General features: G+C 52.9%; 17 protein-coding genes. 13 read left to right on the top strand and 4 right to left on the bottom strand.

Annotation, left to right across the window (positions count from 1 at the left end; genetic code table 11):
* The first annotated feature begins 98 nt into the window (after positions 1–98).
* Both RUM_RS08045 and RUM_RS08050 read left to right on the top strand, forming a co-directional pair.
* Positions 99–974: an AraC family transcriptional regulator gene (locus RUM_RS08045; RefSeq protein ID WP_015558641.1), complete on the top strand. Its 876-nt coding sequence runs from the start codon at positions 99–101 to the stop codon at positions 972–974.
* Positions 975–1,066: 92 nt separating this feature from the next.
* Complete coding sequence (locus tag RUM_RS08050; RefSeq protein ID WP_242821761.1) at positions 1,067–1,765, top strand: TetR/AcrR family transcriptional regulator; 699 nt, start codon at positions 1,067–1,069, stop codon at positions 1,763–1,765.
* Positions 1,766–2,073: 308 nt separating this feature from the next.
* On the opposite strand, the gene hpf is transcribed toward RUM_RS08050, so the two are convergent.
* The 3 genes from hpf to RUM_RS08065 all read right to left on the bottom strand — a co-directional run bounded on the left by hpf (position 2,074) and on the right by RUM_RS08065 (position 4,501).
* Positions 2,074–2,601 (bottom strand): ribosome hibernation-promoting factor, HPF/YfiA family, encoded by a 528-nt coding sequence (gene hpf / locus RUM_RS08055; RefSeq protein ID WP_041326355.1) that lies wholly within the window; start codon positions 2,599–2,601, stop codon positions 2,074–2,076.
* A gap of 132 nt (positions 2,602–2,733) precedes the next feature.
* Positions 2,734–3,999, bottom strand: coding sequence for a homoserine dehydrogenase (locus tag RUM_RS08060; protein WP_041326356.1), 1,266 nt, complete (start codon positions 3,997–3,999; stop codon positions 2,734–2,736).
* A gap of 58 nt (positions 4,000–4,057) precedes the next feature.
* Complete coding sequence (locus RUM_RS08065) at positions 4,058–4,501, bottom strand: ACT domain-containing protein (RefSeq protein ID WP_015558643.1); 444 nt, start codon at positions 4,499–4,501, stop codon at positions 4,058–4,060.
* A gap of 358 nt (positions 4,502–4,859) precedes the next feature.
* Between RUM_RS08065 and RUM_RS08070 the strand changes: the two genes are divergently transcribed.
* Complete coding sequence (locus tag RUM_RS08070) at positions 4,860–6,962, top strand: glutamine synthetase III family protein (RefSeq protein ID WP_015558644.1); 2,103 nt, start codon at positions 4,860–4,862, stop codon at positions 6,960–6,962.
* Between the two features lie 77 nt (positions 6,963–7,039).
* Here the strand turns inward: RUM_RS08070 and RUM_RS08075 are convergent, their stop codons facing one another.
* Positions 7,040–8,362, bottom strand: a complete 1,323-nt coding sequence (locus tag RUM_RS08075; protein WP_015558645.1) for a DNA recombination protein RmuC — start codon at positions 8,360–8,362, stop codon at positions 7,040–7,042.
* Positions 8,363–8,697: 335 nt separating this feature from the next.
* Here RUM_RS08075 and RUM_RS08080 point away from each other — a divergent pair, with 335 nt between their 5' ends.
* The 10 genes from RUM_RS08080 (at position 8,698) to proC (ending at position 20,402) form a co-directional block, all read left to right on the top strand.
* A complete protein-coding gene (locus RUM_RS08080) occupies positions 8,698–9,144 on the top strand; it encodes an OadG family protein (protein WP_015558646.1) in 447 nt (148 codons plus the stop codon).
* A gap of 18 nt (positions 9,145–9,162) precedes the next feature.
* Positions 9,163–10,386 (top strand): sodium ion-translocating decarboxylase subunit beta, encoded by a 1,224-nt coding sequence (locus RUM_RS08085; RefSeq protein ID WP_015558647.1) that lies wholly within the window; start codon positions 9,163–9,165, stop codon positions 10,384–10,386.
* A 156-nt stretch (positions 10,387–10,542) separates the two neighbouring features.
* Complete coding sequence (gene hprK, locus RUM_RS08090; protein ID WP_015558648.1) at positions 10,543–11,502, top strand: HPr(Ser) kinase/phosphatase; 960 nt, start codon at positions 10,543–10,545, stop codon at positions 11,500–11,502.
* Positions 11,503–11,534: 32 nt separating this feature from the next.
* Complete coding sequence (locus RUM_RS08095; protein ID WP_015558649.1) at positions 11,535–12,257, top strand: phosphatase; 723 nt, start codon at positions 11,535–11,537, stop codon at positions 12,255–12,257.
* 27 nt (positions 12,258–12,284) lie between these two features.
* Positions 12,285–13,190 (top strand): UDP-N-acetylmuramate dehydrogenase, encoded by a 906-nt coding sequence (murB, locus tag RUM_RS08100; protein ID WP_015558650.1) that lies wholly within the window; start codon positions 12,285–12,287, stop codon positions 13,188–13,190.
* 10 nt (positions 13,191–13,200) lie between these two features.
* Positions 13,201–14,070, top strand: a complete 870-nt coding sequence (rapZ, locus tag RUM_RS08105; protein WP_015558651.1) for an RNase adapter RapZ — start codon at positions 13,201–13,203, stop codon at positions 14,068–14,070.
* An 11-nt stretch (positions 14,071–14,081) separates the two neighbouring features.
* Complete coding sequence (gene whiA, locus RUM_RS08110; RefSeq protein WP_015558652.1) at positions 14,082–14,984, top strand: DNA-binding protein WhiA; 903 nt, start codon at positions 14,082–14,084, stop codon at positions 14,982–14,984.
* Between the two features lie 12 nt (positions 14,985–14,996).
* Complete coding sequence (locus tag RUM_RS08115) at positions 14,997–18,482, top strand: DNA polymerase III subunit alpha (RefSeq protein ID WP_015558653.1); 3,486 nt, start codon at positions 14,997–14,999, stop codon at positions 18,480–18,482.
* A gap of 60 nt (positions 18,483–18,542) precedes the next feature.
* On the top strand, positions 18,543–19,502 hold the full coding sequence (gene pfkA, locus RUM_RS08120; protein WP_015558654.1) for a 6-phosphofructokinase: 960 nt from the start codon (positions 18,543–18,545) through the stop codon (positions 19,500–19,502).
* A 93-nt stretch (positions 19,503–19,595) separates the two neighbouring features.
* A complete protein-coding gene (gene proC / locus RUM_RS08125) occupies positions 19,596–20,402 on the top strand; it encodes a pyrroline-5-carboxylate reductase (RefSeq protein WP_015558655.1) in 807 nt (268 codons plus the stop codon).
* Positions 20,403–20,407: the final 5 nt, after the last annotated feature.

A 20,407-nucleotide genomic window follows, 5' to 3' on the forward strand; every position in this document is an offset into this window, starting at 1 on the left:
ATTTGCTTTCTGTATGATATAATACGATAAAGCATCGGAAAAAGCTATTGATATTCTACCGTATTCTGATACGATCCTATTTTTTGAGGTGAGATTGCATGCAGCATCCGGATACCAGGGAAAACCGGATTCATTCTTCCAGCGCCAAGCCCTTCAGCTATTATGAATGTGTGATCCCGGATTACTTCAACTGTGTGCCCATGCATTGGCACCGGGAGTTTGAACTGAATTATATCCGGGAGGGGGCGGCAGAGTTTATTTGCGGGGAGGAGAAATTTACTTCTGCCAAGGGAGATATCATTCTGACACAGCCCAATGTGCTGCATTCGATTTATCCTTGCCCCGGCACCCGGCAGGTATACGATACCCTGGTGTTCAGCCCGGCATTGTTGGGCGGATCGGATGCAGACCGGTACAACAGCGCTTGCATCCAGCCTCTGGTGACCGGCAGTATGCGGATACCCACCCGGATTACATCGACCCACCCTTATTATAACGCTCTGCAAAGCATGACCGAGCAGATCTTTTCCTGTGCCAGAGGGGATACGCCCCAGTTGGATATGCTGCTGCGCAGTGAGATGCTTCGTTTGTTCTGGCTGTTGGAAACGGAGGCGGAGAGTCCGCCCCATGTGGGTGCTTCCGGTGAGAATATTCGCCCGGCTCTGGAATACATAGCAGCACATTTCAGAGAACCGATCACCATTGCGCAGCTTGCTGCATCGGTGCATTTGAGTGAAAGCTATTTTATGAACCAATTCCGCAGACATGTGGGGCTGAGTGCGGTGGAGTATATGACGCATTTTCGGATTGATGTGGCATGCAAGGCATTGAAGCAGACCAAATGTAGTGTTCTGGAAATCGCCCTGGACTGTGGGTTTCGGAATCTCTCTAATTTTAACCGGCATTTTCGGAGCATTGTGGGCTGTTCTCCGACAGAATACAGAAAAAAGAATGGGTGCGCAGCATCCATGTAAAAATTACTGTATGTAATTTGTGATGAAGCTATTGCATTTTTACAAATGGTATGGTATAATTAGATCACAATCCAATCAAGAAGAAAGCGGTGTTGAAAATAGCAAGAAGGTATGATAAAGAGAACGCCAAAAGAAGGATTCTTTCTGTATGCGTTCGTCTGTTTATTGAAAAGGGGTACAGCCGAACCACCAATGCAGAGATCCTCCGACTGGCTGATGTAACCAACGGTACATTCTACAATATTTTTCACTCCAAGGACGGCATACTGCTGGAGCTGACAGAATTTATGTTCTCAAACCAGTTTGGTATTGCCAATCAGCTGGCAGGGGAGCATGCAGACCCTATTTTGCTGTATGCCCTGGAAACCTCTATCCAGATCACTCTGACAGAGTTGAATGAAAACCTCCGGGAGATCTACACGGAAGCCTATACAGATCCCCAGGTGGCTGAGTTTATTCACCGGAAAACAGCGGTGGAACTGTATCGGATCTTCGGGAGCTATCTGCCCCAGTGCAGGGAAGCGGATTTCTTTGAGCTGGAGATCGGAACGGCTGGGATCATGCGGGCATACATGACCAAGCAGTGCGACTGCTATTTTACGCTAAAACGCAAATTAAAGCGATTCCTGACCATGAGTCTGGGTGCTTACAATGTGCCGAAGGAAAAGCAGGAAGAAGTGATCTCACAGGTCTTGCAGATGGATATTACTGCAACGGCAAATGCAGTAATGCAGCGCCTGTTCGCCGCACTGGAAATGAAATATGACTTTGTATTGGCTGAGCAACAGTAGGCGGAGTGTGGAATACTGATGCCAATGGCAGACTGGTCTTGCTGAGGCTTTTGTTGTATTCCAGCGGCGTTGTGCCATCGGTATCATCACTTTCAAGATGTGGAAGCGATGACGATCAGAGTCCCTACGCCGATTTGTGGTTTGGCATTACGGTACTGTTCCCAATACGGCGTCCATTTTGTTTTTGACTATAACAAGAAAACCCCTTAAGAGGCTTTTCACGCTCTTAAGGGGTTATTTCAATCGTATTACCTGTTTAACAGGTGGATTGGATTAGCATCGCATAATTCGTAGACCGGATGCATAATTTATTCGATGGAAGGCTCCAGAACGGCGTAGTTTCCGTCATCACGGCGGTAAACCACATTCACTGCGCCGGTTGCACCATTGCAGAACATGAAGAACGCATGCCCCAGCATGTTCATCTGCAGGATGGCTTCGTCCACGCTCATAGGACGCATCTTAAAGGTCTTGTGTTTGATGATCTCGTAGGAAGCCTGCTCTTCTACCGCATCCATGGGCAGATCCCGGAATGCGCCTTCCTTGATGCGCTTGCCCAGCTTGCTCTTATTTTTGCAGATCTGGCGAATAATCTTGTCAATCGCCGCATCCAGTGCATCGTTTTTATCCAATGCAGTCTGCTCTGCGCGATAGATCATGCTGCCTGCCTTTACAGTCAACTCCAGTACGATCAGATTCTTCTGCTCGGACAGGGTGATCTTTGCGTCTGCGTCGCCTTCAAAAAAGCGATCCAGTTTAGCGGAGAGCTTCCCTTCTGCATATGTGGAAAAGCTCTGGGCGATCTGCATTTTCTTTGCTGTTACGATAAGTTTCAATTGTCATTCCTCCTCTGGAATGCCGCTGTACAGAACAGCCAGCCTTCCTTGTGATGTATATAGTATAGCATATAGTGATAAAAAAATCAAGCCGTTAAGCGAATTTTCTTGCAGTTTTCACAAAAGAGACGATCAGTTCAGAACCGGCATGCGGCTGATCACCTGAATGCCTCCTGTGGTCATCTGTGCCACCAGCATATCGCACTGCGCCTCCGTCAACTCTGTAGGCGTGAGAAATGCGATGTTTTCCCCGTCCTTCAGCCGGGCAAGGGACAGCTGTGCATCCACGGCGATTTTCTGGGAGGCGTAAAAGTCGTACAGCTTCCGGAACATCTGCTGGGGATCGCACTTGCTCACCTTCAGATACATTCTGGAAGTGCGTTCTGCGATGGGAGCCAGGAAGCGGTTGTCATCGGAGGGTTCCCAGGCCTGTGAGAATACGGTGCGTGCATGCTTGACGGCATCGATCACATCGCCCAGTACTGCACTGGCTGTGGGGAATTTGCCTGCGCCTCTGCCGTAGAACATGGTTTTGTCAATGGCGTCCCCGTATACCATGATTGCGTTGAACACGTCATCCACACGGGAGATCAGATTGTCATAGGACACGAACATGGGCATAACCGCCGGCAGGATCCTGCCATCTGCCTGCCGCTGTACGCTGGCGATCAGCTTGACAGCGCCACCCAGATGCCCGGCAAGCTCCACATCCTCCAGTGCAATGTCGGCAATGCCCTTGGTGTAAACATCCTTCGGGTAAACGTGCTTGCCGAACACCAGGGAGGAGATGATGCAGATCTTTCTGCATGCGTCCAGACCTTCCACATCTGCGGTGGGATCCTTTTCTGCATAGCCCAGCTTCTGTGCCAGAGCCAGCGCATCGGCAAACTGCATCTTGTCCCGGATCATTTTGGTGAGAATGAAGTTGGTAGTACCGTTGAGGATGCCGGCAACACCGCTGATATCATTGGCGGCCAGGCACTTATGCAGGGGACGAATGATAGGGATGGCGCCGCCTACGCTTGCTTCAAAGAAGAAATTGCAGTTTTTTTCCGCAGCCAGTGCCAGCAGCTCTGCACCCTTCTGGGCAACCAACTCCTTATTGGAGGTGGAAACACTCTTACCCCGTTCCAGGCATGCCTTGACATAGGTGAAAGCAGGCTCTACGCCTCCCATGCACTCTGCAATCGCAGTGACCTCCGGATCCTCCAGGATCGGGTCAATGCTTGCCACGATCTTGTCCTTATAGGGGCTTGCAGGAAACTGGCGGATATCCAGAATGTACTTGACATCCATCTCCTGTCCTGCTTTTTCTTCAATGTGGGCTTTGTTTTTGTAAAACAGTTCCACTACGCCGGAACCGACCACGCCGAATCCCAATACTGCAAACTTTGCCATAGCTTTTATGTGACTGCCCGTTCGGGCAATCTCTCCTTCCATATCATTGAATTGCTCTTTATTCTCCGGACAAGAGCTTGACATCCACCACGCCCTTGAGCTGTGCAATGCGGGTACGGAGCTGCAATGCACCCTCGTTGCCGCCGCTGAGCCGCAGGGAAATGGTAACTGCTGCAACCCCGTCCATGGGGATGTTCTGGTTGACCGTCAGGATGTTTGCTTCACAGGCGTGCAGAGTCACCAGCACACTGGAGAGAATGCCCGGCTCGTCCCGCAGAAGCGCTGACAGAGTCAAAATCCGTTTGGTCATCTTGTCATCGTAGGAGAATACACTGTCCCGGTACTTGTAGTAGGCGCTGCGGGAGATGCCGATGCGCTTGCATGCAGAGGCAGAGCTTTTTTCCTCCCGGCTTGCCAGCAGCTTCTTGACAGCAAGTACTTTCAGAATGACCTCCGGCAAAACGGAGGAATCCACTACGATCAGCCGTCTTTGTTCGTTCATCCTACTCTCCTTTTGCGTCTGATACATTCCGCGACAGAAAAACACATGTCACTCTATAGAAAACTATATCATATTTTCAAGTGGTTTGTCAATAGGAAACCAACGGCTTTTGCCGGATTCTGTGCATATAAATGTGATATAGCCCAATGCATTTGTCAGAATTGACACATGAGAAAAGAATATGGGGAAAGAATTCTGTCAAAGAAACAAAATCCAGAATGCATCTTGACATTCCGGCACAGTTGCTGTATAATGGCAACAGAAGATTTGAAACAATGGCGTTTCGATTCTGACCGTTATGCAGGATCCAGTATCGGTCAGTGTCGGAGCGCTGTTTTTATTTTAAGGAGGAATTCATATGTCAGAGCAAGCAAAGCATCCGTCCGTTTCCGAGTATTTTGGCTGTAACGTATTCAATGATACGGTGATGCGGGAAAGACTGCCGAAGGATATCTACAAATCCGTGATGAAAACCAAGCAGTTCGGCATTGCACTGGAAAGCGATGTAGCAGATGTGGTGGCAAATGCCATGAAGGACTGGGCAGTGGAAAAGGGTGCAACCCACTACACCCACTGGTTCCAGCCTATGACAGGTATCACCGCTGAAAAGCATGACGCTTTCATCACCCCCGCCGGCGACGGCAAGGTGATTCTGGACTTCTCCGGCAAGGAGCTCATCAAGGGCGAGCCGGACGCTTCTTCCTTCCCCTCCGGCGGTCTGCGTGCCACATTTGAGGCAAGAGGCTACACCGCTTGGGATCCTACCTCCAATGCATTTATCAAGGACAATACCCTGTGCATCCCCACAGCGTTCTGTTCCTACACCGGTCAGATTCTGGACAAGAAGACGCCGCTGCTGCGTTCTATGGAAGTAGTCAACGAACAGGCTTTGCGTATCCTGCGCCTGTTCGGCAACACCACTGCTACCCGGGTTTCTACCACGGTTGGCCCGGAGCAGGAATACTTCCTGGTAGACAAGAAGACCTACGATCAGCGTGAGGATCTGATCCTCACCGGCAGAACCCTGTTCGGCGCAATGTCTCCGAAGGGTCAGGAGATGGAGGATCACTACTTCGGCAACATCAAGCAGAGAGTATCCGACTTTATGAAGGATCTGGACTGTGAGCTGTGGAAGCTGGGCATCTACGCCAAGACCAAGCACAACGAGGTTGCTCCGGCACAGCACGAGCTTGCCCCCATCTTCACCACCTCTAACATTGCGGCGGATCACAACCAGCTGACTATGGAGATGATGAAGAAGATCGCTTTGAAGCATGGTCTGGTTTGCCTGCTCCACGAAAAGCCCTTCGCAGGGGTCAACGGCTCCGGCAAGCACAATAACTGGTCCATTTCCTCCAACGATGGACAGAACCTGCTGGATCCCGGTGACACACCCCTGCACAACATGCAGTTCCTGACCTTCCTGTGTGCCATCATCAAGGGTGTACATGAGTATGCGCCTCTGCTCCGTCTGTCTGCAGCTTCCGCTGGCAATGATCACCGGCTGGGTGCAAATGAAGCACCGCCGGCTGTAGTTTCCATTTTCATCGGCGATGATCTGCAGAGAGTACTGGATGCACTGGAGAACGGTACCAACATCAAGACCGATCAGGATCTGGAGTTTGTTATCGGCGTAGACGCTCTGCCCAACTTCCGGAAGGATGCAACCGACCGGAACCGTACTTCTCCCTTTGCTTTCACCGGCAACAAGTTCGAGTTCAGAATGCTGGGCTCTGCGGATTCTATTTCTTGTACCAATACCATCATGAACACCATTGTTGCACAGGAGCTGTGTGAATTTGCTGATAAGCTGGAACAGGCAGAGGACTTTGACAAGGCGCTGAAGGAGCTGCTGATCCAGACCATCAAGGAGCACAAGGCGATCATCTTCAACGGCAACGGCTATTCGGATGAGTGGCTGGAGGAGGCTGCCCGGAGAGGACTGCCGAATCTGGTATCCACTGTGGATGCTCTGCCTCATTACATGGATCCTCAGAACATTGCAATGTTTGAGAAGTTCCGCATCTACACCAAGGAGGAGATCGCTTCCCGTACCGATATCCTTCTGGAAAATTACAGCAAGGTCATCAACATCGAAGCCATGACCATGCTGGATATGACCAAGAAGAAGCTGCTGCCTGCTGCAATGGAATACGGCAAGAAGATCTGCGATACCGCCATTGCAAAGAAGCAGTTGGGTCTGGATGCTTCTGCGGAAACCAAGCTTGCGGCGGATCTGGACAGCAACACTGCCAAGATGTACGAGGCAATGCAGGCTCTGGAGAGCAAGGTCAACGCAGCCAAGGAGATCGGCGATGTGCTGGAGTGTGCAAAGGCATACCGCAGCCAGGTATTCTCCGCTATGGGTGACCTGCGTACTTATGCGGATCAGCTGGAAATGCTGGTTTCCGCAGAGGATTGGCCGCTGCCGCCCTACTCTGATCTGCTGTTCAACGTATAAGATTCTCAATACTTCCATACAAAAATGCGCTGCCGGAATTCTGACAGCGCATTTCTTTTATGCATGTTTGATTGGCTTTATTGGGGTTCCTCCTCCAACAATGCGGAAGCGTCCTGGGGCTCCAGTTGTTCGATGCTGCGGAGTTTCCGGTTGATGGCACGTGTCCGGACGCCTACCAGCTTGTCCAGGTCAGTGGAAACCTGCTGCATATGCTTTTGGGTGGCAGCCAGAATATCCTCGAACCGGAGGAACTCCGTCTTGACAGCGCCCAGCACCTGCCAGATTTCATTGCTGCGCTTCTGGATGGCAAGGGTGTGGAAGCCCATTTGCAGCGCATTCAGCAGAGCCGCCATGGTGCTTGGTCCTGCCAGATTGATCTGATACTGCTGCTGTAGGATCTCCACCATCCCAAGGCTGACCGCCTCTGCATACAATCCTTCAAAGGGAACAAACAGTATGCCGAAGGAGGTGGTGTAGGGCGGCTCCACATACTTGTCCCGGATGTCCTTGGCGGACTGCTTGAGCCGACTTACCAGTACCTCCCGTGCGACCTTGACTGCCGCCGGATCCCCATGCTCGTAGGCGTCCTGCAGTTGGGCATAGGCTTCCCCGTGAAATTTGGAATCAATGGGCAGATATACCGGTTCTGCACCCTCTCCCGGAAGGCGCACGGCAAATTCCACCCGGTTTTTGCTGCCGGGAATGGTGGCAATGTCCGTTTCATACTGCTCCGGCGCCAGCAGCTCCGACAGCAGCGCCCCCAGCTGGTATTCCCCCAGAATGCCCCTGGTCTTGACGTTGGACAGCACCTTTTTCAGGTCTCCCACGCCGGCGGCAAGGGTCTGCATTTCCCCAAGTCCCTTGTATACTTCCTCCAGCCGGGTGCTGACAAGCTGAAAGGACTGTGCCATTTTTTCGTCCAGGGTCTTTTGCAGTTTTTCGTCCACCGTTGACCGGATCTGATCCAGCTGACGGCTGTTGGTTTCCTGCATGTCCATCATGTGCCGGGACAGGGTGCTGCGCATACCCTCCAGCTTCTGTTCGCTGGAAAGCTCAAAGGTCTGGAGCCGCTTTTCCAGCTGGGACAGCTGCGCATTGAGCTCCTCCCGCAGTACCTGCTGTCGGGTGCCGATGCTCCGATCCATCAGCTTGAGCTGCTGCTCCTGTGCCTCTCTGCCCAGCTTTTCCGCCGTCAGCAGCCCGTCGCCCATGGTGCGGATGTTCTGGTGCATGCCGCTGCTCCATTCCTGCTGCATGAGTCGTTCCTGTTCCAACAGGGCATCTTTTGCTTGTGATAGCTGCTGCTCCATGGCGTCGATGAGATCCCGGCTGCGGCGGAATATGAGAATCAGCAGCAGGATGACGGCAAGGATCAGCAAAATCAGAATTGCATATTGCATAGTTGATTTTCTCCTTTTTTACTCATTATACCATGCTGTGCAGGATTGTCAACCATCACAAAAAATGTGTAGAATGGATGATAAAATGCTTGGGCAACATCGCACAAAGACCGCCTGGTGGCTTTGCACGGCATCTGCTGACGAATTTTCCGTCATATCACACAGAAACTCCTTGCAATACGCCAGTATTCCTGCGTCATTTCTGTGCAATCTGACGAAAAACATGTTGGCACATCTACCGCACCATCTTTGTGCGGTGTTGCCCTTGCAATTGATGCTGAAATCGTGTATAATATTTTTATGTGCTATTTTATTTATGATAGGAGCGTATACATATGAAAACTTGGATGATGCTGGCAAATGCCGCCCCGCTTTTCATGTCGGAAATGAACGGCAACGAGAAAATTCCCTTTACGGGTATTATTGCTGTCACACTGACCGGCTTTGCGGTGGTATTCCTTGGGCTGATCATTCTGATCGCATTTGTGTCCCTGCTTGGAAAGTTCTTTGAAAGCCGATCCAACAAGAGTAAGCCGGATGCGCCTTCTGCCCCCAAACAGGAGCAGAAGCCTGCTCCCAAGCCGGCTCCGAAATCTCCGGCTGCGGATCTGAATGAAGAGCAGGCAGTGGTTGCGGCGATTTGTGCAGCGATCTCTGCCATGGGCGATGCTGAGGGCACAACCTACGCCGTAAAGTCCATTCGACCCAGACAGGCTTCGGTTCGGGGCGCAAGACCCGCCTGGTATATGGCTGGGCTGCGGGATAATACCACACCATTTTAAAGAGAGAGGGCGAGTACGATGATAATTTTAGAAACGCTGCTGCAAACCCTGAAGGATTTGTGGTTTGAAAGCGGTCTGTATGCGTTTGTAACCTCAGTGGACGGCTTAAAGTCCCTGGCAATGATCCTGATTTCCTTTGTATTTATGTTCCTGGCAATCAAGAAGGGTTTCGAGCCTTTGCTGCTGCTGCCCATCGCATTCGGCATGCTTCTGACCAACATTCCCAATGCAGGCATGTACCATCCGGAGTTGTGGACGGGTATGAATGCGGCAGGAGAGCATGTAGGGATCGATTATCTGCAAGTCATGCGGGAAGGCGGCTTGCTGGATATCCTGTATATGGGCGTTAAGCTCCAGGTTTATCCGCCTCTGATCTTCCTGGGCATCGGCTGTATGACCGACTTCGGGCCTTTGATTGCAAACCCTAAGAGCTTCCTGCTGGGTGCGGCTGCACAGGGCGGCATCTTCTTTACCTTCATCCTTGCAGGTTTGTTCTTCACCGGTAAGGAGGCAAGCTCCATCGCTATCATCGGTGGTGCAGATGGTCCGACTGCGATCTACGTTTCCAGTAAGCTGCTCAGCGGCGGCGGTGCGATCGACACCGGTACCATCGCTTTGGCTGCTTATACATACATGGCATTGGTTCCCATTATTCAGCCGCCGATCATGCGTGCTCTGACCACCAAGAAGGAGCGTTCCATCAAGATGGGTCAGCTGCGCAAGGTGTCCAAGACGGAAAAGATTATTTTCCCCATTGCGGTTACATTGATTATTGGTTCTCTGATTCCCTCCGCTGCTCCTCTGGTGGGTATGCTGATGCTGGGTAACCTGTTCAAGGAAAGCGGCGTAGTAAGCCGTCTGGTGGATACCGCACAGAATGCAATGATGAACATTATCACCATTTTCCTGGGTATCTCCGTTGGGGCCACCACCAAGGCGGATAAGGTGATCAACAAGGAATTCCTGCTGGTTATGCTGCTGGGTGTTGCTGCATTCTCCCTGGGTACAGCATCCGGTGTTCTGCTGAGCAAGCTGATGAACAAGCTGTCCGGCGGCAAGATCAACCCATTGATCGGTTCTGCCGGTGTTTCCGCTGTTCCAATGGCTGCTCGTATCTCCCAGAAGGAAGGCGCCCGGGAGGATCCTACCAACTTCCTGTTGATGCATGCCATGGGCCCGAATGTAGCGGGCGTAATCGGTTCTGCTGTGGCGGCAGGCGTATTGCTGAGTGTATTCGGCTAACTTTTATATTTTTGGAAAGCAGTGCTGCGAAAAGCGGCACTGCTTTTTGCGTATTGCCTTGAATTATCCGGGAGAGTGTAGTATAATATAATCAGGTATTATGTACATGCGGCGGTTCTGTTCCATTGGCACTGCCGGAAGTAGAAGGGGGTCATTATGACAGATAAGTTTAAAGTGAGCCTGGAGAAGATCATTGACGAATTCAAGCTGGAGACCATTTATATTCACAAGGAAGCCAAGGACATTCAGATCGAGGAAAATGATGTGAACCGTCCCGGTTTGCAGCTGATGGGGTTTTATGAATACTTTAATCCGGAGCGGATCCAGATCATCGGCAAGATGGAGTTTGCGTACCTGTCCACCATTGACGAAAAGACCCGGCGTGACCGGCTGGAGATGCTGTTTGCACAGAAGCTGCCGGCGCTGATCATCACCCGGGAGCTGCCCTATTTTGCGGAAATGCTGGAGTTTGCAAAGCAGTACGAGGTGCCGCTTCTGCGGAGCAAGGAAAGCACCTCCAATTTTATGTCCGGCCTGATCGCCTTTCTGAATCTGAATCTGGCGCCCCGGATTACCCGGCACGGGGTCTTGATCGAGATCTACGGCGAGGGTGTATTCATCACCGGCGAAAGCGGCGTGGGCAAGAGTGAGACTGCCATTGAGCTGGTAAAGCGCGGGCATCGTCTGGTGGCGGATGATGCAGTCGAGATCCGGAAGGTATCCAACATCAGCCTGGTGGGCAGTTCCCCGGATAACATTCGCCACTTCCTGGAGCTGCGTGGCATCGGCATCATCAATGCACGCCGCCTGTTTGGTATGGGTGCCATCAAGATGACGGAAAAGATCGATCTGATCGTGGAGATGGAGCTTTGGAATCCGGAAAAGATTTATGATCGGATGGGGGTTGACAGCCAGTATACTTCCATTCTTGGGGTGAAGGTTCCGTCTTTGACGATTCCGGTAAAGCCAGGAAGAAATCTTGCGGTCATCATGGAGGTTGCAGCCATGAACAATCGTCAGAAAAAGATGGGCTACAATGCGGCACAGGAATTGCTGGATCGTCTGGGGCTGGATATGGACAGCAAGGAAACCGTGAAAAATTACGAACAGTTTTAAGGTAACACTACTCAATAGCAGGAGGCTTATCCATGCACATTCAAGCTGATTTGCACTGTCATTCCATTGCATCCACCCACGCCTATTCCACCATCAATGAGCTTGCACAGTCCGCCAAGGAAGCTGGCATCCGGCTTTTTGCCCTGACGGATCACGGGCCTGCGGAGCCGGATGCGCCCCACCTGTGGCATTTTCATAATTACAAGATCCTTCCACGGGAGATTTGCGGCGTTCCCATGCTGCGTGGTGTGGAGGCGAATATTGTAGACGAGGATGGCAATCTGGATCTGAATGCAAAAGAACTGGGGCATATGGAGTGGGTGATTGCATCCCTGCATAAGCCGGTAGTGCCCTCCATGACTGCGGAGGCATGCACCCGGGCATACCAGCGGCTTGCAAAGGAGAATGAGGCGGTGGACGTGATCGGTCACTGTACCACGGATTTCTTCCCCTTTGATTATGTCCCCACCCTCAAATGCTTCAAGGAATACAATAAGCTGGTGGAGCTGAACGAAAGCTCCATTCTCTACAAGCCCGGCTCCCGGCAGAATGCCTATGAGATCTTCCGGCTGTGCAAGGAACTGGAAGTACCCATTGTGGTGAATACGGATTGCCATTACTGCACCCTCATCGGGCAGGTACCCGAATCCATGCAGCTGCTGGAAAGTCTGGACTTTCCGGAGCGGCTGATTTTCAATGCAGAGGCAGAGCGTGTGAAGGAATGGGTGGCGAAAAAGCGGAATATCCTGTTCTGAGAAACCATACAACAGCGAGGAGAAAGTATGACATATATCAATCAACTGGAGACCCTGTGTCAGCAGTGCGGCTGCAAGATGGAAACGGAAGTATCCCTGGCGGAGCATACCACCTTTCGGGTGGGGGGGCCATGCCGGGCGTTGGTGCATGTGAACAGTGCCCGGACTGCGCAGACCCTGGTGCAGTTCCTGCGCCGGGAGGGGATCCCATTTGCCGTGCTTGGACGGGGCAGCAATGTGATCGTGCCGGATGAAGGCTTTGATGGAGTGGTGCTGCTGTTCGGGCATGCCTTTGCCCGGATTACCCGGCAGGAAAATCAGCTTGTCTGTCAGGGGGGGGCTTCCCTCCGGGCTGTATGCACTGCTGCGCTGGATGCAGGACTGACCGGCTTGGAATTTGCCTACGGGATTCCCGGTACGGTGGGGGGTGGCTTGTACATGAACGCCGGTGCTTATGGGGGAGAGCTGTCTCATGTGGCTGTCTCCGCAGAGTACCTGGATCGGAATGGGAATCTGGTGCAGATGGATGCGGCAGATATGCAGCTTTCCTACCGGCACAGCTGTTTTATGGAAAATGGGGGGATCATTACTTCTGTAACCTTGCAGCTGCAACCGGGGGATCCGGAGCAGATCCGCTCGGTGATGGAGGCGACCATGGAAAAGCGACGGGAAAAGCAGCCTTTGGAATATCCCAGCGCCGGCAGTGCCTTCAAGCGTCCCCAGGGAGATTATGCGTCCCGGCTGATTGAGGTTTGCGGTCTGAAGGGGCTGTCTGTGGGGGGCGCAGAGGTGAGCCGCAAGCACAGTGGGTTTATCATCAACAAGGGCGGTGCTACCTGCGCTGATATTCTGGCATTGGCTGACAAGGTACAGCAGGTTGTCCGGGAACAGACCGGTTTTCAACTGGAACTGGAACCGATCGTATTGAAATAGGGGGTGCAGCATGCAGTTTACCGTTGTGACCGGCATGTCCGGATCCGGAAAATCTCTGGCGATGCATGTGCTGGAGGATATCGGCTTTTACTGTATCGACAATATGCCGCTACAGCTTCTGCATAAGTTTGTGGATTTGTGCATGCAGTCCGGCAGCAAGCTGGATCGGGTGGCGATTGCCATGGACATTCGCTCCGGGGAATCCTTTGAGGAGTTGTGCGGTCAGTTGATGCAAATGAAGCTGGATCAGCGTCTGGATGTGAAGGTGCTGTTCCTGGAGGCATCGGATGAGGTGATCCTTAAGCGCTACAAGGAGACCCGCCGGAAGCATCCTCTGGACACTGCGTATCAGGGCAGTCTCCATGACGCCATTGCGGCGGAGCGTGTGCGGCTCAATCCGCTGCGAGGCATTGCCAGCTATCTGATCGATACCTCCTATCTTTCCACCTCTCAGCTCAAGGAGCAGGTCAAGTCTCTGTACCTGGAGAAAACCAGCGATTCCATGATGATTCAGCTGACCTCCTTTGGGTTCAAGTATGGCGCCACCACAGAGGCAGATCTGGTATTTGATGTGCGCTGTCTGCCCAATCCCTATTATGTGAAGGAGTTGCGTCCCCACTCCGGCTGCGATGCCTGTGTGCGGGATTACGTCATGTCTTTCCCCCAGTCCAGGAAACTTCTGGAAAAGCTGGAGGATCTTCTGGATTTTCTGATTCCCTTGTATGTGGGGGAGGGGAAAAGTCAACTGATCATTGCTTTTGGATGCACCGGCGGTAAGCACCGCTCTGTGACCTTTGCGGAGTTGATCGGGGATTACCTGTCCCAGAAGGGACTGTGCGTACACAAAAGCCATCGGGATATTCAGAGGGATCGGGCATAAGGCGGTGAAGTATGATTTCCTTTTCCAATCAGGTCAAGCAGGAGCTTTGCACCACTATTACCGACCGGGACAAGGCATACGCCTGTTTGTACGGCATGCTCCTGTTCGCCCGGCAGCTTCGGCAGGATGAGATCCTGATGCAAAGCGAGTCGGAGGCATTTTATGAGCTGATGCCCCGGCTGTTCCGGCAGGTGTTCGGGGATCGGGTACAGCCCCGTATGGAAACTGGGCAGCACGGCACCTTGTATAGCGTTTCCCTGACTGACCCGGAGCAGGTGCGTATCGTACTGGAGCGGTATCATATTACCCTGCCGGAGCGTCCGCTGGAAATGACCAATGTTGTGACCAATAGCCTGGGCGCATTTACAGCGGGCGCTTTTTTATCCTGTGGCAGTATGACGGATCCCAACAAGGAATACCACCTGGAGTTTGTACTGCCCTGTCCCCAGCTGGAGGAACCATTTTCCCAGATTTTGCTTGCGATCGGTGTCAATGCCAAAATGGTACTGCGGAAGGGTATGCCAGTGGTGTACCTGAAGCATTCAGAACAGATCGAGGATCTGCTGACCTTTATGGGTGCCCAGCAGGGTACCATTGACTTTATCAATATCGAAATACTCAAAAATGTGCGCAATAAGGCGAACCGCATCAGCAACTGCGATATGGCGAATATCAATAAGGTGATGCTGGCGGCGGAACGGCAGATCAAAGACATTCTGCTGATCGATGAGCGGATGGGTCTGGATGCTCTGTCACCGGATTTACAGCAGATGGCGCTTTTGCGGATGGACAATCCGGAATTGAGCCTGAAGGAACTGGGGGAGCTTCTGGATCCTCCCATTGGTCGCTCCGGCGTCAATCACCGTCTCAAGCGGCTCCAGGTCCTTGCAGATTCCTTGCGCACCCAGTCTTAGGAGAGAACATTTATGCCGGATTTTGTGCATCTGCATGTGCATACGGAATACAGCCTGCTGGATGGGGCGTGCCGCATCCAGCAGCTGATACAACGCATCAAGGAACTGGGGCAGACTGCGGTGGCGATCACTGATCACGGCTGCATGTACGGGGCAGTGGAATTCTGGCAGGCAGCGAAGGAAGCTGGCATCAAGCCCATCATCGGCTGTGAGGTGTATGTAGCCCCCCGGAGCCGCCATGACAAGGTGCATCGGCTGGATACCAGTCCCTATCACCTGGTGCTGCTGTGCCGGAATCAGACCGGCTATCAGAACCTCATAAAGCTGGTATCCTTGGGGTACATCGAGGGTTTTTACAATAAGCCCCGGGTGGATCTGGAACTGCTGGAGCAGTATCATGAGGGGCTGATCTGTCTGTCCGCATGCCTGGCAGGGGAGATCCCCAGACGGCTTGTGAACGGGGATTATGCCGGGGCAAAGGAAGCAGCGCTCCGGTACCGGCAGATCTTCGGGGCGGACAGCTATTATCTTGAGGTGCAGGATCACGGCATCCGGGAGCAAAAGACAATCCTGCCCCAGCTGTATCGTCTGTCCCGGGAAACGGGTATCCCTCTGGTGGCAACCAATGATGCTCATTATATCACCCGGGAGGACGCATCCTTACAGCATGTGCTGCTGTGTATCCAGACCAACAAGACCGTGGAGGATCCCACCGGCATGGGCTTTGAAACGGACGAATTCTATGTAAAATCCGGAGCGGAAATGGCGGAGCTGTTTTCCGCTGTGCCGGATGCCATCTCCAATACGGTGCGGATCGCAGAGCAGTGCAATGTGGAATTCACCTTTGGACAGCTGAAGCTGCCCGCATTTCAAATGGATGGGGTGACGGATACCACCGCTTTTTTTCAACATCTGTGCCGGGAGGGGCTGCACCGTCGGTACGGGGAGGATCCGGCACCGGAAATCCGGGAACGGATGCAGTATGAGCTGCGTGTCATCCAGCAAATGGGCTATGTGGATTATTTTCTGATCGTGTGGGATTTTATCCGCTACGCCAGACAAATTGGGGTGCCGGTTGGCCCTGGAAGAGGCTCCGGTGCCGGCAGTCTCTGCGCTTACTGCATTGGCATCACCGGCATTGATCCAATGCGCTACCACCTGTTGTTTGAGCGCTTTCTGAATCCGGAGCGTGTCAGCATGCCGGACTTTGATATTGATTTCTGCATCGAGGGCAGGCAGCGGGTAATTGACTATGTGATCGAAAAATACGGCAGTGACCGGGTGGCACAGATCATTGCTTTTGATACCATGAAAGCCAGGGCGGCAGTCCGGGACACGGGCAGGGCAATGGCGCTGCCCTATGGTCTGTGTGATCGGGTGGCAAAGCTGATCCCCGGGGAGCTGAATATGACCATTGCCGGGGCAATGAAAGTCAGCAAGGAACTGACGGAGCTGTATGATACGGATTCCCGGGTGCATAAGCTGCTGGATATGGCGCAGCGGCTGGAGGGTATGCCCCGGCATGCTACCACTCATGCGGCAGGTGTGGTGATTGCCAGCGCCCCGGTCAGCGAATTTGTTCCCCTGCAAAAAAATGAGGAGTCCATTGTGACCCAGTATCCCATGACCACCCTGGAACAGCTGGGACTGCTGAAAATGGATTTTCTCGGGCTGCGGAACCTGACGGTGATCCGGGATGCCTGCCGGGCAATCCAGCAGCTGGAGCCGGACTTCCGGATCGATCAGATTCCTCTGGACGATCCGGCGGTGTACCGGATGATGTCCCAGGGGAAAACCGGCGGTGTATTTCAGTTTGAAAGCGCCGGCATGCAGCGGGTACTGACGAAGCTGGAGCCGACCTGCATGGAGGATCTGATCGCCGTGATCTCCCTGTACCGACCGGGGCCTATGGAATCCATCCCCCGGTATATACGCAACCGACATGCACCGGAGCAGATTACCTATGCGCATCCGCTGCTGAAGCCCATTCTCCAGGTCACTTACGGATGCATGGTGTATCAGGAGCAGGTCATGGAGATCTGCCGCAGCCTTGCCGGGTATTCCTATGGCAGAGCGGATCTGGTGCGTCGTGCCATGGCGAAGAAAAAGCACAAGGTCATGGAGGCGGAGCGCCAGACCTTTTTGTGGGGCAGCAGGGAGTCGGACGGGACAGTCAGCTGTCCCGGGGCAGTGGCGAACGGAGTGCCGGAGGCGACTGCCAATGAGATCTTTGACCAGATGACCAGCTTTGCCTCCTATGCCTTTAACAAATCCCATGCAGCAGCCTATGCCTATCTTGCATACCAGACCGCATATCTGAAATGTCATTACTTCCCCCAGTATATGGCGGCACTGATGACCAGTGTATTGAGCAATACGCCCAAGCTGATGGAGTATATCGCCTTGTGCGAGGAATATGGGATGGCAGTATGCAGACCGGATGTAAACGTCAGTGACATGGGCTTTACCGTGGGCAGCAAGGGGATCCACTTCGGACTGCTGGCGGTAAAGGGGCTTGGCAAGGGCGTTATCAGTCAGGTGATCCAAGAACGGCAGGAGCACGGCTTGTACCACAGCTTCCTGGATTTCTGCGAACGTATGGTACAGCTGGATGTAGGCAAGCGCACGGTGGACAATCTGATCCGGTGCGGCGCACTGGATGGTCTGGGACATAACCGGCGGGAAATGCTCATGTGCTATGAGCAGATCATGGACGCCCAGGCGGGCAGCAGCCGAACCCTGATCCAGGGACAGATGGATCTGTTCGGACAGGGGAGTGCCATGCCGGAAAGCGTACCGATTCCAAAGATGGAGGAATTCCCGCCCAATCAGCTGCTGCGGATGGAAAAGGAACTGACGGGCATGTACCTGTCCGGGCATCCTCTGGGACATTTGCAGTGGTGCAGAAAGCTGCTGCGGCTGCCGGAATTGAAGGAACTACAGGATGAGAAGGATGGGACGGGTATCAGTGTGTTGTGCATGCTCCAGTCCGTCAAGCCTCATGTGGCACGGAATGGAGAAAAGATGTGCTTTCTGACCCTGGAGGATCTGTCCGGCACCATGGAAGCAGTGGTATTTCCCATTCTGTATGCCCAGCGTAACGGTATGCTGGAGCCGGAACAGGTGCTGCTGATCCACGGGAAAATTTCTGCACGGGATGGAGAAAACAGCATTCTTTGCAATGAACTCCAGCCCGGAGAGCAGATCCGACAGCTGCTTGCCGGACGGCAGCTTTGCATCAAGCTCCGTTCGGATGATGCAAAGCGGCAGAAAGCGGTCACAGAGCTTTGCCGGTGTCATCCGGGAGAAACCAGAGTTTGCTTTTATTTGACGGATCTGCGCCGGTATGTGGCATCCAGGCGGATAGCTGGCGTGGAGCTGACTGCCCCCTTCCGGGATGCTCTGTGCCGGATCGTGCCGGAGGACTGTGTGGGCATGGTTCCGGCTGCAAACGGAAAAATGTCGGCAAACACAAAAAATGAGGGGAAAGCCCCTTGACAAAATGCAGAAAAGTAGTACAATATAAATTGTATAGTTTAGGATAGGAGTGTACGTATCATGAAAAAAATCGGCGTATTGACAAGCGGCGGAGATGCCCCGGGCATGAATGCAGCCATCCGTGCGGTGGTTCGTACTGCAATTTCCAAGGGAATGCAGGTATTCGGCATCAACAGAGGCTATAACGGGCTGATCAACGGGGATGTTTACGAGATGAACACCCGGAGCGTTTCGTCCATTATCCAGCGCGGCGGTACCCTGCTTTATACTGCCCGCTGCCCTGAATTCCGCACAGAAGAGGGGTTGCAGAAGGCAAAGAAGACCTGCGAGGAGCTGGGTCTGGAGGGCATTGTAGTCATTGGCGGTGATGGTTCCTTCCGTGGTGCAGCTGACCTTTCCGAAAGAGGCATCCTCTGCGTAGGTCTGCCGGGCACCATCGACAACGATATTGCCTGCACAGAATATACCATCGGTTACGATACCGCAATGAACACCGTTGTGGAAATGGTGGACAAGCTGCGGGATACCTGTCATTCTCATGACCGTTGCAGTGTGGTTGAGGTAATGGGCAGAAACGCAGGGCATATCGCACTTAACACCGGTGTGGCATGCGGCGCAACCTTTGTACTGGTTCCGGAGCTGCCCTATGATCTGGACGAGGTTGCAAAGAAGATGCTGGAGACCAAGAAGACCGGCAAGCAGAACTTCATCGTCATCGTAGCAGAGGGCATCGGTCACTCTGAGCTGATCGCAAAGACCCTGGAAGCCAAGACCGGCATTGAAGCAAGAGCAACCATTCTGGGTCATGTACAGCGTGGCGGTTCTCCGACACTGCGTGACCGTGTGGTTGCAAGTGAAATGGGTTACTACGCCGTTGAACTGCTGGAAAACGACATCGGGAACCGTGTTGTAGGCATGCAGCAGGGCAAGATCGTAGACTTTGACATTCAGGAAGCGCTGTCTATGAAGAAGCCCTTTGACGAGAAGCTGTACCAGATTTCCAACACCATCAGTATCTGATCACAAGGACGGAAACCGTCTGAATATGCAAAAAAGCCGTTCAAGCCGCTTTGTGCAACATTGAACGGCTTTTTTATTCCGGAGGGAAGAACCATGAGTCAAACAATTGCAAAAATCGGATTTATCGGTGCCGGGAATATGGGCACCGCCATTATGAAAGCCATCCGGTCAAAATTTGACGCAGCAGAGATCTACGCAGCAGATCCGGATCAGGCAAAGCTGGAGGCGTTAAAGGCATTCGGCGTACAGCCCTGTGCGGATGCAGCGGCGGTTACAGATACCTGTAAGTATGTGTTCCTGGCAGTGAAGCCCCAGGTGATCGAAGGGGTGCTGGAGGGCATTGCAGATCATGTAACGGCGGACACAGTACTGGTTTCCATTGCCGCAGGCATCACCGGCGAGTATATCCAGTCCAGGACCCGGGCGGATGCCAAGGTGATCCTGGTGATGCCCAATACGCCCTTGCTGTTAGGGGAGGGCGCATCCGCACTTGCGAAGGTAGCGCCTACCACTGAGGAGGAGTTTTCCTTTGTGCTGTCCGTGTTTGCTGCATGCGGCAAGGCGGCAGTGGTACCGGCGGACAAAATGAAGGAGATCATTGCCATCAACGGCAGCAGTCCGGCATTCATTTATCTGTATGCCAAGGGCTTCATTGACTATGCTGCTTCTGTGGGCATTGATGCCCAGACCGCAGCGGTGCTGTTCAGCCAGAGCCTGATCGGTTCAGCAAAGATGATCACGGATTCCGGCTATACTCTGGATGAATTGATCAAAATGGTTTCTTCTCCCGGTGGCACCACACTTGCCGGATTGGATGCGCTGTATGAGGGGAAGCTGACAGACGTGGCGAAGGATGCCTGCCAGCGCTGCACCAAGCGTGCTTACGAACTGTCTAAGTAATATCT

The sequence above is a fragment of the Ruminococcus champanellensis 18P13 = JCM 17042 genome, from assembly GCF_000210095.1.
GTDB lineage: Bacteria > Bacillota > Clostridia > Oscillospirales > Ruminococcaceae > Ruminococcus_F > Ruminococcus_F champanellensis.